Source organism: Methylocaldum sp. GT1TLB (assembly GCF_051027445.1).
Taxonomy (GTDB): Bacteria; Pseudomonadota; Gammaproteobacteria; order Methylococcales; family Methylococcaceae; genus Methylocaldum.
The window spans coordinates 3,185,346-3,200,983 of the sequence record NZ_CP194898.1; the positions used below are offsets into that span (position 1 = coordinate 3,185,346).

The 15,638-nt window shown below is 59.0% G+C and carries 13 protein-coding genes; 8 read left to right on the forward strand and 5 right to left on the reverse strand.

The features are described from left to right. Positions 1-25 precede the first annotated feature (25 nt). Genes ACR2R1_RS13815 through ACR2R1_RS13835 form a run of 5 tightly spaced genes read right to left on the reverse strand, consistent with a single transcriptional unit; the run spans position 26 to position 6,200 of the window. Positions 26-1,336: a DUF58 domain-containing protein gene (locus tag ACR2R1_RS13815; protein ID WP_434110529.1), complete on the reverse strand. Its 1,311-nt coding sequence runs from the start codon at positions 1,334-1,336 to the stop codon at positions 26-28. Positions 1,337-1,348: 12 nt separating this feature from the next. Beyond that, positions 1,349-2,332, reverse strand: coding sequence for an AAA family ATPase (locus ACR2R1_RS13820; RefSeq protein WP_156881658.1), 984 nt, complete (start codon positions 2,330-2,332; stop codon positions 1,349-1,351). A 6-nt stretch (positions 2,333-2,338) separates the two neighbouring features. After that, complete coding sequence (locus ACR2R1_RS13825; RefSeq protein ID WP_156881657.1) at positions 2,339-3,694, reverse strand: DUF4350 domain-containing protein; 1,356 nt, start codon at positions 3,692-3,694, stop codon at positions 2,339-2,341. Positions 3,695-3,697: 3 nt separating this feature from the next. Continuing rightward, positions 3,698-5,203 carry a hypothetical protein gene (locus tag ACR2R1_RS13830; protein ID WP_434110531.1) on the reverse strand — a complete coding sequence of 502 codons (1,506 nt, stop codon included), beginning with the start codon at positions 5,201-5,203 and terminating at the stop codon, positions 3,698-3,700. Continuing rightward, positions 5,193-6,200 (reverse strand): stage II sporulation protein M, encoded by a 1,008-nt coding sequence (locus tag ACR2R1_RS13835; protein ID WP_434110533.1) that lies wholly within the window; start codon positions 6,198-6,200, stop codon positions 5,193-5,195. The genes ACR2R1_RS13830 and ACR2R1_RS13835 overlap by 11 nt, the downstream gene beginning before the upstream one ends. 153 nt (positions 6,201-6,353) lie before the next feature. Between ACR2R1_RS13835 and ACR2R1_RS13840 the strand changes: the two genes are divergently transcribed. From ACR2R1_RS13840 to ACR2R1_RS13875, 8 genes are all read left to right on the forward strand, one after another. Continuing rightward, the gene (locus ACR2R1_RS13840; RefSeq protein WP_434110535.1) at positions 6,354-6,845 is read left to right on the forward strand and encodes an REP-associated tyrosine transposase; all 492 of its coding nucleotides are present in this window, start codon (positions 6,354-6,356) and stop codon (positions 6,843-6,845) included. A gap of 494 nt (positions 6,846-7,339) precedes the next feature. Further along, positions 7,340-9,466, forward strand: coding sequence for a DEAD/DEAH box helicase (locus ACR2R1_RS13845; RefSeq protein ID WP_434110537.1), 2,127 nt, complete (start codon positions 7,340-7,342; stop codon positions 9,464-9,466). A gap of 56 nt (positions 9,467-9,522) precedes the next feature. After that, complete coding sequence (locus ACR2R1_RS13850; RefSeq protein WP_166642618.1) at positions 9,523-10,128, forward strand: DUF2290 domain-containing protein; 606 nt, start codon at positions 9,523-9,525, stop codon at positions 10,126-10,128. 398 nt (positions 10,129-10,526) lie between these two features. Beyond that, complete coding sequence (locus ACR2R1_RS13855; RefSeq protein WP_434110539.1) at positions 10,527-11,930, forward strand: DUF6513 domain-containing protein; 1,404 nt, start codon at positions 10,527-10,529, stop codon at positions 11,928-11,930. Further along, complete coding sequence (locus ACR2R1_RS13860) at positions 11,927-12,505, forward strand: DUF447 domain-containing protein (protein WP_434110541.1); 579 nt, start codon at positions 11,927-11,929, stop codon at positions 12,503-12,505. The genes ACR2R1_RS13855 and ACR2R1_RS13860 overlap by 4 nt, the downstream gene beginning before the upstream one ends. Then, entirely contained in the window at positions 12,502-13,209 is a 708-nt protein-coding gene (locus ACR2R1_RS13865) for a (5-formylfuran-3-yl)methyl phosphate synthase (protein ID WP_077730869.1), read from the forward strand. The genes ACR2R1_RS13860 and ACR2R1_RS13865 overlap by 4 nt, the downstream gene beginning before the upstream one ends. A 12-nt stretch (positions 13,210-13,221) precedes the next feature. Next, positions 13,222-14,232, forward strand: a complete 1,011-nt coding sequence (locus ACR2R1_RS13870; RefSeq protein WP_434110543.1) for a quinone-dependent dihydroorotate dehydrogenase — start codon at positions 13,222-13,224, stop codon at positions 14,230-14,232. Between the two features lie 91 nt (positions 14,233-14,323). Then, complete coding sequence (locus tag ACR2R1_RS13875; protein ID WP_077730867.1) at positions 14,324-15,514, forward strand: methyl-accepting chemotaxis protein; 1,191 nt, start codon at positions 14,324-14,326, stop codon at positions 15,512-15,514. Positions 15,515-15,638: the final 124 nt, after the last annotated feature.

A 15,638-nucleotide genomic window follows, 5' to 3' on the forward strand; every position in this document is an offset into this window, starting at 1 on the left:
GGAACCTCTCTTCTTTTTGGTTTAGTTAAAAAACGCCGCTACGCTTCATGTCCCAGTAGCGGTTAACGAGCGCCACCGGCAGTTCCGCCGGGGCGACATCCAGCACGGCGACGCCTTGGGCGCGCAGGGCGGCCAGTTGCCGCCGGCGCTCCCGGCGGTAATCCACCGCCGCCGCATAGGCCAAGGCGCCATCCAAATCGGTTACCGGCTCATGGAGGAGAGCGTCCAAGGACGTTTCCCTCAAATTCGCCAGGAGCACCAGATGCCGCCGCCGCAGAATGGCGAGAGCCGGCGGCAGCGTGGATTCGTCTTCGTCGCGCAGATTGGTGAGGAGCACGATCAGCGAACGTTTGCTCAAGCGCTCGCATAGGGCCTGGCTGGCGATCAGATAATCGGGCGTTTGCAGCGAGGGCTGAAGGTCGTGCACGGCATTGAGCAAGCGCTGCACCGTGACGAGCGATTTGCGGGGAGCGAAGTAGCGCGGCTCGGCCTGGGCAAAAGTCGAAAGCCCCACGCCGTCGCCCTGGCGCAAAGCCACGTAGGACAACAGCAGCAGCGCGTTCAGCGTATGGTCGAAATGCGACAGGGCATCGTCCTTGGCACGCATGCGCTGGCCGCAATCCAGCAGAAACACGATGTTCTGGTCTCTTTCGTCCTGATACTCGCGCGCGATGGGCTTGCGCTTGCGCGCAGTGGCTTTCCAGTCGATTTGCCGCAAGGCATCGTCGCGGCAATACTCCCGCAACTGGTGGAAGTCCAGACCCTCGCCGCGCCGCCGCCTGCGCAGAACGCCGATCTGGGACAAGCGGTTATCGGTCGCGAACACCGAGTATCGGGTGATTTTTTCGAAATCCGGGTAAACCCGCACCGTCTCATCGCCGCCGACCCGGTATTGGGTGAGCCATAGGCGCAGCGGCGAAAGAAGCCGCAACTCGATCCCGCCGAAGACATGGGGTCCGCGCTCCAGGGGCTGCGCCATATAGCCGAGTTTCGCCCAATGGCCGCGCGACAGCTTGAAAAACAAGGGCAAGCCTTCTGCGGAAAACGTCTCGGGATGGCGGTCGAACACCCAGCCTGCGACGCTGCGCTCGGGGCTGGCGAGGCGGAGACGGACCGTTTGCGTCACCCCTACGGGCCATGCATCCTCGATTTCCCGCTCGACCCGCACCGGATTGCGGCGACTCAGGGCCAGCCACCCGTCAGCCAGCGCCGCGCTCAGCAGCGCCGCCCCAGCGAATTGCCAGACCGCAAGCCATGACGGCCACACTGCCGCGAGAACGGCGAGACCGAACCAGGCGGCGAGCGCGATCAAAAGGACGCGATGAGGCAGGAGCACGAGAAACCCCGGTCAGAAGCGCGGCGAGGGAACCTGGTCCAGCAGCGCCCGGAGCAGCGTGTCGGCACTCGATCCCTCGATATCCGCCTCCGGAGAAGTCGCCACGCGATGGCGCAACGCCGGCAAAGCCACCGCCTTGATATCGTCCGGCGTCGCGTAACTCCGCCCCGACAGCAGTGCGCTGGCGCGGGCCGCGCGGACCAAAGCGATGCTGCCTCGGGGACCAGCGCCGATGGACAGGCGCGGATGCTCGCGGGTAGCTCGGCTTATGGAGACGGCATAGCGGAGCACCCGGTCGTCCACCTCCACGTGGGCCGTCAACCGCTGCAGCGCCGCCACTTGTTCCGGGCCGATCAGGACCGCCACGTTATCCACGGCCAATTCGCCCCCGGACCGGCGCTCGATCACCTGGCGGGTGAGCGCCAATTCTTCCTCCATATCGGGGTAATCGATGCGTATCTTGAGCAGAAACCGGTCCAATTGCGCTTCCGGCAGCGGATAAGTGCCTTCCTGTTCGATCGGATTCTGAGTGGCCAGGACCATGAACGGCTGAGGAACGGCCATCGAGCGGCCTTCCAGAGTCACCTGGCCTTCCTGCATCACTTCGAGCAGCGCCGCCTGGGTCTTCGCCGGAGCGCGGTTGATCTCGTCGGCCAGCAGGAGATGGGTGAAGACCGGCCCTTCGCGGGTAATGAACTGGCTGCTGCCCATATCGAAGAAGGTATGGCCGACCACGTCCGAAGGCATGAGGTCGGGCGTGAACTGAATCCGCGCGAAGCGTCCGGAAAAGGTCTTCGCCAGCGCCTTCACCAGCAGCGTCTTGCCGAGACCGGGCACGCCCTCGAGCAGCACGTGCGCGCCGCAGAGCAAACCGATCAGCACCTCGTCGATCATCCGCTCCTGGCCGATCAGCACCTTGCGGAGCTCGGCACGAATCGACCGGAGCAGCACTCCGGCCTTGTCCACTTGTTCATCGAGCAAACGGGTTACCGCCATAAATCCTCACAATCGTTGTTCGAGTTCTTGCACCGTACGCACGCAATCGACGAAATGCCGCGGCGAAAGCTTGTCCGGTGCGGCCAAGACCGCCGTCACCCGGTTCTCGGGAATCCCGCTCATACCGGAGAGAATTCTCGCCTGTTCCGACTCGGAGACCTGCGCGATGCGCGGATGCCGCTGAAGAACATATCTCCGCAATTCCTGCCGCATCACGTTTTCCCAGTGAGCCCGCCCGTCTTCGCCGTGACGCCAGACGGCGCGTCCGACGGCGGAAAGATGCTCGATCAGGCTGCGCCTCGCCGGATTCGGCGACCGCAGCATCCCGCCGAACCGCGGCACGATACGCCAAAGCCAGGCCGCGATCAGCAGCGCGCCGCTGATCAGCGCCATCCACGCGGATTCGGCCAGCCATTCCCAGAGCGTCGGAACCTCGAGCCTGGTAGCCAGACGCACTTCGCCCTGCGGCTGGTAATGCCGCATCAGCCCCCAGATCAGTTCGGCGTGATCGTGCTCGCCGATCCGCCGATTGGAGAGAAACGTGAAGCCGTCGAGTACCGTAATCCGGCCTTGGCCATAGTCGTAATGCAGCACGGTGCTGCGCGTATCGACCACTCCCGCTTTCCAGACTGGTGCCGGGTCGGTCGGCACCAGACCCAAGCCGTTTGACCCGAACGTCCGTTGCAGCCGCAACGGCTGGTCCCGCGCCGGAAGATGCACTTCAACCGTATCCGGCTCATCGTCGGACCGCGCATCCGAAGGTTCGCACATCTGCGCTCCATCCTGTTCGTCCTCCGCGCCGTCTTCCTCCGTAGCGGCGGTTTTCTTGGGCTCGATCTTCGGGGGCTCGTACCATCCGATCCCCAGACGCTTCAGGATGGGGTCGTCGACTTGGCGGTATTCCGCCGCAACGATCAAATAGCCGCCGCGGCTCACCCAATCGAACAGAGCGTCGGCGCGGCGCGCATTGACGTAGATGCGGCGGCCGCGATCCAGCAGCAACACCCCGCCCGGCGTCAGCTCATCCAATACCAGAGCATTGCTGACCCGTACCGCCGGCCGCCCGAGCCGCCCCATGAGACGGTCGAAAGCCAGATAAGGATCGCGCCGAGCCTCCTTGCCCGGTTTCTCCCAAGTCGTGACCGGTACGTAATCGAAGTTGGAAAAAAACCAGGCGGCGCTCAGCGCGACCAGCACCAGAACCCCCGTCGAACTCCAGATCACCGTTCGGCTCAGAGGTAGTGAAAAAACCGTCGCGAGCGGTCCGAGTCCGCGCCGAGAAGCGGAGGCGTACAAGGGGGTACGTTGAGCATCGCAGGCGCGGACTTGGGTCGCGCAGTAGGTTTTTTTACTGCCTCTCATATATTAGTCCGCGAAGTGATCAGACCAGCGGTCGCAGAGATCGGCGAGTTGCGGCACGGGCGGCGCGGCATGGGCGTAAGCCGCGAGCTTCCAGGCCAGCAACAGCTCGGCGAAATAACGCTCGCCGGCCGCATCGATTCGCCCCCGTATCCGGTCCAGGCAGTTGCCTTCGGTATCCCCCGGGCGGAAGTCGACATAAGCGCGATGAATCAAAGAAACCAGCGCCCCGCGATAAAGCAGCGACAGTGCGGCGGCATATTCCCCCGCCTCAAGGTGCCGTCTCGCAGCGGAGACGAGGTCCGCCGGCAGCGAATCCGGCCGCACGTCCAAGCCGAACAGGGTTTCCGGAACGCTGCGGACGGCAGGACTCCGGATCAGCCATCTCTCGCGATAGCGATAAAGCAAAACGATCAGGCCCGCGGCCAGAACGGCGGCTGCGACAAAGCTGAGGCTCCGGATCGCCTTCGCCATCCACTCGGCAAACGTCTTCAACAGCTCCAGCGCACCGGAATCGTCCGACGGCGACTCGCTCTCCGAATCTCGGTACCGCCACGTCCAATCCTGAACTTCCCGGCCGAATACCGGATCGGCCAACACCTCCCGAATCGCCCGTTTCGCTTCGCCGGTCTCGGCGACGCTCGCGGGAGGCTGGTCCGCGAAGGCCTCACGGGGAGCTTGAAGCGAGAACAGGCCGGCGCAACAAAGACACGCCATCATCAGAGCCGCTTTCCGTAGAGTCTCCTCCCGCCCTTCCGATTCCGCCTCGATGCGCCGGCTCAGACGGCGAAAACCCAGCTCGATGTCCCAGCCTTCGAGTTCGTTGCGGCGATTGAGATACAGCGTGAAGCCGGCGGCGACGTAGAACGGCTCGATCAGGGTCTCCCCCGCCAGATACGCGAAGTCGGACAGCACCACGAGCCAGACATCCGACTCGCCGTGAAAAAAAGCCGCCCAGTCGAAAACCGGCTCGATCTCCCGCGGCCGAAACAGTTCGATCGAAAGGATCAGCGAAATCTGGAGAAATGCCGAGAAATGCGCACAGAGATAGGTGAGCCATACCGCGCACCCCCGAGTCTTGCTGTCGAGCACCCGGCGCCGAGCCGCCGCCGCTCGCCCGCGCTGGCCCTCCAGTTGCGCGATTGGAAGATGAAACGAACGGGCCAGGCTGAAACGCCCCAGGGTCAGCCCTATGAGCAAGCCGGAATTCCGGATGAGCCCCGGCAGCGACCGCCAAATCTCCCGCGTGCTCGGCGCCCGTCCGAACGAGGCTTCCGCGTAGACCTTCAACAGTATTCGATCGAACAGCGGCTTGAACCACCACACGCTGATTGCGGCAACGGCGGGCCACCGCCACAGGAGAAGAAACACGATCAGAGTGAACGGCACCATGGTGGCGAACCAGGCACGATAAACCGGCCGATGCCAGTGCCGCAGCACAACCAGTCCAAGATCCAGGGCCTCCCAGGGCGTGCGTCGGCGGAGATCCAGACAGAGTCGTTCAAGCTGCACGGCGGCTTCGTCCGACGAGAGAGAAATAGGCCAGCAGCGAGAGCCAGAATGCCATCCCGACGCCGTATTTGAGCTCCACGGGAAGCGTTCGGATCGGCGACCAGAACGCTTCCACGAAAGCGGCGCAAAAAGTCAGTCCGGCCGCTGCGTAAAGGAGATGCACCGCCCGCTGCGCCGCCCGCTTGACCGCATCGGCGCGGCGGAGTCTCCCCGGCGCAATCAGGGCCAGTCCGATTTTCAGGCCGGCCGCACCGGAGAGTACGGCGCCTATCAGCTCCGGCGCGCTATGCCCCGCGACGAAGCCCCAAAACGTCTCGATATAGCCGACTTGCGTCAGATACCCCGCCACCGCGCCGATCACCAGCCCGTTATAAATCAGGAAAAATACGCTCCCGAGGCCGAAAGCGATGCCCCCTGCAAAGCACTGGAAGTCGATGCGCACATTGTTGGCAATGTAGAACCCCAGCATCATCACGTCGTCGGACGCATCCCGAGGCCGCCCCAGCCGTTCCGCCGTCGGGGCGTACATTTCTTCCACGGAACCCACCGTTTCCGGTGAGAGCAGGAAATACACGCCGTCCGGATAAAACTGAAGCACGGCGAGAGCGAGAAACAAAGGCAAGAAAAACAGCGCCGCCGAAGCCCAGACCAGCCGGGCCTCGCTCCGGACCAGAACCGGCAAATCGTGCAGCACGAAACGAAGCCACCGGCCTCCCCCCGCCCTGCGGGCGCCATAAATGCGCTGATGGGCCGCCAAGACCCGGTCGCGCAGCGCATCGAGCAGAGGCTCCGAATAGCGGCGGTCCCGCGCCAGGGACAAATCCCGGCACAGCCCCCGAAACTGACGCGGCAAACTCTCAACCGTGATCGCCGCCGGCCCCGGCTCGGCACCCGAAGCATCGCTCCGCTCCCCCTTTCCGCGAAGCCCGCCAGCCAGCCACCGATCCCACGCGTCCCAATCCGCCCGCCGCGTTTCGATGAATTGATATTCCTTCACATCCCGGTCCGAAAAGATTTGAAGGCTTAGTTTAGTCCAGGTGGGCGATCTTGGCCGCCGACCATGCTCGTTCCCAAGCTCCCGCTTGGGAGCCCCGCATCGGAAGCTCCGGCTTCCACTCGTCCCCGAAAATGAACGACTAAACTCAAACCCATGCCCCGAAGCCGCTACCATATCCTGCAAAATCAATCTCCCCACTTCCTGACGGCAACGATCAACCACTGGCTGCCGCTCTTTACCCGCCCGGAAACTGTGAATATCGTGCTGGATTGCTGGCGGTTCCTGCAGCTGGAAGCCGGCTTCCAGCTCTACGGCTACGTCATACTGGAAAACCACCTGCATCTCATCGCCGCTTCGCCCGATTTGAGCCGGGACATGCAGCGCTTCAAGTCCTACACGGCCAGGCAAATCGTCGCGTACCTTGAGCAGCGCGGATCGGCCAAAATATTGGAGCTGCTGGCGCTATTCAAGCGACATCACAAAACCGAAAGCACCTATCAGATTTGGGAAGAAGGCAATCACCCGCAACTCATCGAATCGGAAGCGGTCATGCGCCAAAAAATGGACTACATCCACCAGAACCCCGTCAAGCGCGGCTGTGTGGATCAGGCCGAGAGCGTTTTTCGCCGCAGCATAGCGGTGTGAATTGGGAACTCGGCACACACCCTGAATGCAGGCACAAATATGGTTGTAGGTCGGCAATCCTTTGCCGACAAAGACGTCGGGAAGGGATTCCCGACCTACGGCAGCCTGGGTCGCACACCACACCGGAAAATGCTCGAGCATTGGCGCGATTCCAGCGCGGAACTATGCCAGCCAGGAAGGTTTGATCGAAGTGGTGCGGGCGTGGTGAGTTGTTTTTGAAGCTGGAGCTTCGACGGGAGAGTTCCCAAGCGGGAGCTTGGGAACGAGCGAGAACTGCCGCTCCGGCCCAATGCGGATACCCAATCCCACCAATAACGTTCGCTGAACTTGTGTACCAAATCCATCGCCGTTCCATGACCTGTCAGCACTTGGAGAGTGAGTCAATAGGTAAGTTCGAATCGTTGCCACTGGCGAACCTCCGCGCGGGGACACAAATTACTGCAATTGCTGATAGATTAAATTTAAATGAACAGATTTGGGGGGGTAATTGAGTTATGGCATTAGAAGTCTATCCAAAAGAACAAGCTTTTCGAAATGCACCGGTAGCCAAAACACTGCTTGACTACTTACTTTCTACCCAAGAAGATCTCAGGCTGGAAAGTGCTTTTGTTTTCTGCAACTTTCCGCTATTCCGAGAAGAAGGTGTCGTGCTTACGGCGCCGCTGATTCTAGTAAGTCCATTGCACGGTGTATTTCTATTCGCGTTTCCCGAAGACGCGCGTGCTTTTGGCGAGACACCTTCGGATACTGCCAAATCTTTGGAAGGCACGTATAGCCAGGTTTTCTCGAAGCTCGTCAGATACCCTCGCCTGAGAAAAAACCGAAATACTCTCGCTGCAACGCTCGAAGCCTACTTGTTTTCTCCTGAGGAACCTGTTGACTATGAAGGGGATTCTGATCTTCTTCTTGTCGGCCTCGGAAGTGTAAAACGGACGCTCGATGCCCAAAGGTTACCGAAGCCACTGGCGGATGAGATTATTGCAGAAATTATTTCGGTTCTTGACGGTTCAAAAGCGCTAATAAGGCCGCCTGACAGAGATATCAAACCGTTTTCTCAGACGTCGAAAGTTGCTCGCATCGTTGCGCTCGAAGAAGAGATTAGAAGGTTCGATCGCGATCAACGAATCGCGTACATGTCGGAGATTTCTGGACCACAGCGAATACGTGGGTTAGCTGGATCTGGAAAAACAGTGGTACTTGCAATAAAGGCGGCTTTAACGCACGTTCGCGAACCGGATGCACGGATTGCATTTACCTTTTATACGAAAGCCCTGTACCAACATGTCAAACAGCTAATCACCCGCTTCTACCGACTTTATGATGATCGCGATCCAGACTGGGCAAAACTTCGAATACTCCATGCATGGGGAGGAGACGTAGTTGAAGGGCTGTACTCGTTCGCCGCCAAAGCACATGGAGAAGTGCCTCTAACATTTGCCCAAGCTAGGGCGTTTGATCCCCATCAGCCCTTTGATTATGTGTGTAACCGTCTAATTTCAAATAGCTCTCTCAATTCTTTGTTCGACTACATCTTCGTTGATGAGGCTCAGGATTTTACGCCTTCCTTTTTGAGGCTTGCTCTTCGGCTTGCAGATGAAGAGAAGTTGGTAATCGCATACGACGTACTTCAAACGATTTTCGATGTTGAGATGCCAACTGTAGAAGTCTTGTTCGGTACTGACAAACGAGGCGAGCCGGCAGTGCACTTTGAGGAAGATATTGTTCTCCACAAGTGCTACAGAAACCCGCGTGAGATTCTTGTCTGTGCCCACGCGCTCGGTTTCGGGATATATGGGCCACGCATAGTGCAGATGCTGGAATCCAAAGAACATTGGGAAGATTTTGGGTACCAAGTGACTAAGGGAGAGTTTATCAGCGGACAAGAAATCGTGATTGAGCGTCCGGAAGAGAATTCACCGTCATCAATCTCGAAAGATAACTCGATTAATCAGCTTATCGAAGTACAGGTTTTCTCTGAATTTAGCGAGGAGATCGACTATGTTGTCGGGCAAATCGTTAAGGACATTTCTGAAGAAGGGGTTTCGCCAGAAGATATTCTTGTTATTTGCGCCGATGACAAGAACATTCGCTCGTACTTTCGAAATATTGCCACTGAGCTGAACAGGCATGGCATTGCGTGCAATAACCTTCAACAGGATTCTTTTGGTTTAACTGATTTTCGTGCCGCAAAAAAAGTAACGCTTTCTACTGTCTACAAGGCCAAGGGAAACGAGGCGTTCATCGTGTTCCTCGTTGGCATAGATGCACTTTTCGACAGGAAAGCAGCCAAACGGCGGAATATGGTTTTTACAGCTATGACTCGAGCAAAGGGATGGCTGCGTGTATCTGGCCTGGGAACTGTCGCTGAGCGATTCGCAAAAGAACTCGATAAGGCAAAGGAGCATTTCCCAAAACTTCAGTTTGTTTATCCAAGCAGCGAACAACTCGTGATAATGAAGCGAGACTTAGTAACTGCTGAGTCTGGAGAGTTGGAAAATGTTATCGACAGGCTCACTGAAGAATTCTCAGACGAAGATTTAGAGGATGTCCTATCTCGTAAGCTTCAGGAGTTGCGCAAACGGAAAAGGACGCACAGAAAGACGCACAGAACACAACATTAATACGGCGTATTATGAAATGGTTTGCGCAATTTCGTCCGTTCCTTCGGTATGCAAAATTGAAATTCGAGCTTGACCAGAATGGATTCGAGATTACCCCGGAGATTGTTAGAAACGTCAAAGAACATTCTTATAGAGATCAATGGTTAATTTGCAGAGAAAACCGTTGGTTCCATTTATATATGGACGATAATTGTTTCTTTAACTTTGCTATCAATCCAAAACCAAGCTACACGTTCTTTGATTGTCCATTGCAGGCGGTCTCGTTATCAGCATTTCGGGAAGAATTTGGCTTGTATGACCACGGAGTTCATCGATCAATATTGGAAGCTGAGTATCAAGACTATCTTGCAACATGTCCCTTCAGGAGTTCAGTCACGCCTATTCGCTATGACCACGATCCATCTTCATACAGACCTGGAGTACACCCAACGGCCCATATCCACATCGGGCTAGAGAACGAAATTCGGCTCGGCGTAAAACGGGAACTGACGCCTCTTGCGTTTCTTTTGTTTGTCGTTCGACAAAAGTATCCCCATAACTGGGAGTATCTGCTTCAGAGCAACTTAGTCGACAGAATCGAGAGAATCGTGAGAGATGAGCTTACCGAGATCGTGGCACCATTGATGACTGATATGGACAGGCTGGAGTTGTATCTGAACTAGCCGGTTCTGATAGGGATCATGGACCTTTATGTAACGAGATCAAGGCGTTTACAAACCACTGTGGGCTTTGCCTCAATTTGCACAATAACTGATTTTAGTCGCGTTGAGACTTTCACCTAATGTTGGGTAAAGATCAAAGCTGACATCATAACGCTCGTCCGAAAGATTCACCTGCTGAAACCTTTGGTATAAGCGCACAAATCCAAGTATCGGCTAGAAAAGCCACCCGCCACCAGCACGGCGAGCCCTTGGGTTTGATCCAGAGACCCGGCGGCCGCGCTACAAGTTTGGGCAATCTGGCTGGACCTGGAGCTCCGGGAAAGCAGAACCCCGATCTTTGTTATAATCCCGCGGTCCAATCCCCTAACGCCTCCATTCCACACATTCCCCACCGATCAATGCCCGAGCACATCCTGTTTCTCACCGGCAAGCTGGCGGAAAAGCAGTTGCGCCGCACTCTCGAGGAGATGGAGCCGGAGTTCGGGTACACCGTGCATCAGCTGGGATTGACGGTGGCGGCGCTGATGACGGCGGACATGATTCGGCGGCGGCTCAAGGACACGTTCGGGGCCGACCGGGTGCTGGTGCCGGGACGCTGCCGGGGCGATCTGGAAACCTTGTCCAAGGACATGGGCATCGCGATCGAACGCGGGCCGGAAGAATTGCACGATCTGCCGGAGTTTTTCGGCAAGAAGAAGAAAAAGCCGGACATCAGCCGTTACGAACTCCGCATCTTCGCGGAAATCGTCGACGCGCCCCGGATGGACATTGACGGCATCCTCCGCCAGGCGCGGGACTACCGGAAGGACGGGGCCGACGTGATCGATGTCGGCTGTTTGCCGGAGACGCCGTTTCCGCATCTGGAGGAAGCGGTCCGCGCGCTCAAGGCCGAGGGGTTTCAGGTCAGCGTCGATTCGCTGGAAAACGACGATCTGCTCCGGGGCGGCACGGCGGGCGCCGACTATCTGCTCAGCCTGCATGAAGAAACGCTGTGGATCGCCGATCAGGTATCCTCGACCCCGATTCTGATTCCTGCCAAGCACGGTGACCTGGATTCACTGGATCGAGCCGTTCAAGCCATGTGCGCCAAGGGCCGGGACTTCATCGTCGATCCGATCCTGGACCCCATCCATTTCGGATTCACCGAGTCGCTGGTCCGCTATCACGAGGTCCGGAGGCGCCATCCTGATGTCGAGATCATGATGGGCGTCGGCAATCTGACCGAGCTCACCCATGCCGACACCGCCGGCATCAATGCGATCCTGTTGGGAATCTGCTCGGAGCTGCACATCAAACAGATTCTCGCCACCCAGGTTAGCAAGCATGCCCGCAAGGCGGTGCGCGAAGCCGATCTGGCGCGCCGAATCCTGTTCGCCGCGCGCGAACTGAACACACTGCCCAAGCATATCGACGACCGGCTGATGGCCCTGCACGAATGCGCGCCGTTTCCGCTCAGCCGCGATGAAATCGATGAAATCTACCGGCAAATCAAGGACCCGAGCTATCGCATCCTGATCAGCCCCGAGGGCGTGCACATCTTTAACCGCGAAGGCTTTCACACCGCCGCAGACCCGTTCGAGCTGTATCCGAAGCTGGGCGTGGAAACCGACGGCGGCCATGCCTTTTATCTGGGGGTCGAGCTGGCCCGGGCGCAGATTGCCTGGCAGCTCGGCAAGCGTTACTCGCAGGACGAGCCCTTGCAGTGGGGCTGCCACGTGGAAGCGCCGGAGCCGACCATCGATCCTCACGCCTACAAACCGGCCGGGTCGACTTTGCAGAAAACACCGAAAGACGAAGAATGATTCGCGAGACCATCATCACGAGCTGCTCGCCCCAAGGCGTTGCGCATATCGCGCCCATGGGCGTGCACGTATTGGACGACGAACTGCTCATCATGCCTTTCCGGCCGTCCACGACCCTGGATAACGTTCTGGCCACCCGCACGGCCGTCATCAATTACACCGACGACGTGCGCGTCTTCGCCGGCTGCCTGACCGGCCGGCGCGACTGGCCTCTGCTTCCGGCGGAAAGCGTCCCCGGCCAAAGGCTGGCCGAAACCCTCGCCCATGCCGAACTGGAACTGCTGCGCTGGGAGGAGGACGAACTCCGCCCGAAGCTTTACTGCCGCGTGGTTCACGAAGCGAATCACGCCCCGTTCCGCGGCTTCAACCGGGCGCAATTTTCGGTACTGGAAGCGGCTATCCTGGTCAGCCGCCTGCACATGCTGCCGCGGGACAAGATCGAATCCGAACTCGCCTATCTCCGCATCGGCCTGGACAAGACGGCGGGACCTAAAGAATTCGAGGCTTGGGGCTGGCTGATGGATGCGGTCGAAGCGTTCAAACACGGCAAGACGGACAAGGCAGCTCCGACATGACCGGCATGCTCGCGAGCGTTGCCAGCCTTGCCGAAGCCCGGCAGGTTCGGGAAATCGGCGTCGACATCGTCGATTTGAAAAATCCCGCCGAAGGCGCCCTGGGTGCCCTGCCCGTCGCCGATGTCGGCCGCATCGTCAGCCAGCTGGGCCGCGACCGGCCGGTCAGCGCCACCGTCGGCGATCTGCCGATGGAAGCCGATGTCGTGTTGTCCGCCGTGAAAGCAATGGCGGCGACCGGCGTCGATTACGTGAAAATCGGTTTTTTCCCGGGCGGGGACTGGGCCGGCCTCATTCATGGCTTATCCTCCTTAGCCCGCCGCAATGTACGTCTCGTTGCCGTCCTGTTCGGCGACGAATCGCCGGAGCTGCATTGGGTCGGAGAACTCGCTACGGCCGGTTTCGTCGGAGCGATGCTGGACACGCGCGACAAGAAAAAAGGATCGTTGCGGCAAGTATGCCGGAATGATTATCTTCGGGCATTCGTTGCCGAAACCCGCTCGCACGGCTTGCTGTGCGGCTTGGCCGGATCGCTTCGCGTGCCGGATATCGCGCCTCTCCTGGCATTGAAACCCGATTACCTGGGCTTTCGGGGCGCTCTGTGCGGCGGGGATCGTACCGATGCCCTGGATCCCGAGTCCGTACTCACCGTTTTGAACCTGGTCCATGGCGAATGCGTTAACGCATCGCCGCGAATCACCGCGTAATTTCGAAAACCCATGCTCTACGACTCGCTCCGTCCTCTGCTGTTTCGACTCGACCCCGAAACCGCCCACCATCTCAGCCTGGCCGCTCTTCAAGGCTTTAGCCGGCTGGGATCGCTGAATCCCCTCCATCATTCGGCCGCCCCCAAGCCGCGAACGGTGATGGGCCTCAGCTTCCCGAATCCGGTAGGTCTGGCAGCCGGGCTCGACAAGAACGGCGAATGCATAGACGGCCTGGCCGCTCTGGGCTTCGGCTTCATCGAGATCGGCACGGTGACGCCCCGCCCGCAACCGGGCAATCCGAAGCCGCGTTTGTTCCGCCTGCCCGAGGCCGAGGCGCTCATCAACCGCATGGGATTCAATAATAAAGGTGTGGACTACCTGGTCGAGCAGGTCAAAAAGGCGCGTTACAGCGGCATATTGGGCATCAACATCGGCAAGAACCGCGATACCCCATTGGATCGGGCGCTCGACGACTATCTGATCGGATTGCGCAAAGTGTATCCGCACGCCAGCTATGTCACGGTCAACATTTCCTCTCCCAATACGCCCGGCCTGCGCGACCTCCAGGCCGGCGAAAACCTGGACCATCTGCTGTCCGGCTTCCGGCAGGAGCGGGAGAATCTGACCCAGACTCACGGCCGGCGCGTTCCGCTGGCCGTCAAGATCGCGCCCGATCTCGAACCGGAGCAAATCAAGCAGGCGGCGGACGCCCTGGTCAAATACGGAATCGATGCGGTGATCGCCACCAATACCACCGCCTCCCGAGAAGGCGTCGAAGGACTCGCTCACGGCGAAGAAACCGGCGGACTCAGCGGCCGCCCTTTGTTCTGCAAATCAACCGATGTGGTCGCCCGACTCGGGCAGGCTTTGCAAGGCGCCGTTCCCATCATCGCTTGCGGCGGCATCGCCGGCGCCGAGGACGCTCGCCGGAAATTCGAGGCCGGCGCGGAATTGATCCAACTCTACACCGGCTTCATCTACCGAGGCCCGGCTTTGATCAGGGAGATCGTCGAAGCTTTGTAACAGCCGCCCTAGTCTCTCCCTACGGCTCGAAAATTTCTGACTAAACTTGTGACTCAGGTTGCAAAACAATAATTAACCCAGAGATCGAGCCATGCTGAAATCCTTCGTAGAAAACCTGAATTTATCCCGCCAGATGTACCTGGCCATGGGTGTCGGCATCGCCGGCGTCGCCTCGGTGACTTTCATGAGCATCAAGACGGCGGGCGAAAATGACGATATTACCGGCGTCATCATTACCGCGGTCGCGGCATCGGTCACGATGCTGGCACTGGCCGCCTATTTGGGCCGGCACTCCGCAAAACGCGCCGAAAAACTGGTGGACGCGCTGAGCGCGATGGCCGCCGGCGACTTAACCAAGAACATTTCCCTGGAGGGCAAGGACGAATTCTCTTGGATGGCCTGGAAATGCAGCACGGTGATCAAAAACCTGGCCGGCATGGTGCGGGATATCGTCAAGGATGCCGAACAGGTGGCGGCGGCGGCGGAAGAATTGTCGACGATCACCGAGCAAAGCCGGCAGCGCGTCTTCAACCAGAACGAGCAAACCGAGCAAGTCGCCTCGGCCATGACGGAAATGTCGGCGACCGTCCACGAGGTCGCCCAGAACGCATCCCGCGCCGCCGAAGCCGCTCAGGACGCCAACGAACAGGCCAAGAACGGCACCACGGTCGTCAAGCACACTATCCAAAGCATCAATGGCCTCGCGACCGAAGTGGAGAAAACCTCCGAAGCCATAAACAAGCTGAAAGAGGATAGCGTGGCCATCGGCGCCGTTCTGGACGTGATTCGGGGCATTGCCGAGCAAACCAATCTGCTGGCGCTCAACGCCGCCATCGAAGCGGCCCGCGCCGGCGAACAAGGCCGCGGCTTCGCGGTGGTGGCGGACGAAGTCCGCACTCTGGCAAGCCGCACGCAACAATCGACCCAGGAAATCCAGGGCATGATCGAACGCCTCCAGACCGGGGCGAACCAAGCCGTCTCCGCGATGGTGCAGGGCAAGAGCGCGGCCAAGACCAGCGTCGATCAAGCGATCAACGCCGGCGAATCGCTGGAGATCATCAATCGCTTCATCGACACCATCAAGGACATGAACACCCAAATCGCGGCGGCCGCCGAGGAACAAAGCATCACCGCCGAAGAAATCAACCGCAATGTAGTCAACATCAGCGGAATCTCCCATGAAACGGCTCAAGGCTCCGAGCAGACGGCAGCCGCCAGCGAGGAATTGGCCCGACTGGCCTCGCACCTTCAGGAACAGGTCGGCCGCTTCAAGATCCGCTAGCCGTCTGCCGCCCTTCGATTTCGGTTCGGGACACCTGCTACCCGTAACCGGCGTGATCGTCCTCAGTAGGTCGGCAATCCCTTGCCGACGAAAGTGTCGGCAAGGGATTGCCGACCTACGAACT

What these genes read in the sequence shown, in the direction of transcription:
- ACR2R1_RS13820 (WP_156881658.1), bottom strand. Translation starts at nt 2,332, where the DNA reads ATGGCGGTAACCCGTTTGCTCGATGAACAAGTGGACAAGGCCGGAGTG.
- ACR2R1_RS13825 (WP_156881657.1), bottom strand. Translation starts at nt 3,694, where the DNA reads ATGAGAGGCAGTAAAAAAACCTACTGCGCGACCCAAGTCCGCGCCTGC.
- ACR2R1_RS13840 (WP_434110535.1), top strand. Translation starts at nt 6,354, where the DNA reads ATGCCCCGAAGCCGCTACCATATCCTGCAAAATCAATCTCCCCACTTC.
- ACR2R1_RS13845 (WP_434110537.1), top strand. Translation starts at nt 7,340, where the DNA reads ATGGCATTAGAAGTCTATCCAAAAGAACAAGCTTTTCGAAATGCACCG.
- ACR2R1_RS13855 (WP_434110539.1), top strand. Translation starts at nt 10,527, where the DNA reads ATGCCCGAGCACATCCTGTTTCTCACCGGCAAGCTGGCGGAAAAGCAG.
- ACR2R1_RS13860 (WP_434110541.1), top strand. Translation starts at nt 11,927, where the DNA reads ATGATTCGCGAGACCATCATCACGAGCTGCTCGCCCCAAGGCGTTGCG.
- ACR2R1_RS13865 (WP_077730869.1), top strand. Translation starts at nt 12,502, where the DNA reads ATGACCGGCATGCTCGCGAGCGTTGCCAGCCTTGCCGAAGCCCGGCAG.
- ACR2R1_RS13870 (WP_434110543.1), top strand. Translation starts at nt 13,222, where the DNA reads ATGCTCTACGACTCGCTCCGTCCTCTGCTGTTTCGACTCGACCCCGAA.
- ACR2R1_RS13875 (WP_077730867.1), top strand. Translation starts at nt 14,324, where the DNA reads ATGCTGAAATCCTTCGTAGAAAACCTGAATTTATCCCGCCAGATGTAC.